The following is a 237-nucleotide window of genomic DNA, read 5'->3' on the forward strand; positions in this document are numbered from 1 at the left end:
GATCGACCAGACCCTCATCGCCGACGACCAGAACATGTACCTGTTCTTCGCCGGCGACAACGGCAGCATCTACCGCGCGAGCATGCCCATCGGCAACTTCCCCGGAAACTTCGGCTCCTCCTACACCACCGTCATGACCGACACCGTGAAGAACCTCTTCGAGGCCCCCCAGGTCTACAAGGTCCAGGGCCAGAACCAGTACCTCATGATCGTCGAAGCCCGCGGCGCCAACGAACA

At 61.2% G+C, this 237-nt stretch carries 1 protein-coding gene; it reads left to right on the forward strand.

Features of this window, described 5'->3' with window-relative positions; translation table 11 throughout:
• The coding region (locus PUR71_RS00010) for a non-reducing end alpha-L-arabinofuranosidase family hydrolase (protein ID WP_329924218.1) at positions 1-237 on the forward strand (237 nt) is incomplete at both ends.

It is taken from the genome of Streptomyces sp. SP17BM10 (genome assembly GCF_036322405.1).
In the GTDB taxonomy this organism is placed as follows: Bacteria; Actinomycetota; Actinomycetes; order Streptomycetales; family Streptomycetaceae; genus Kitasatospora.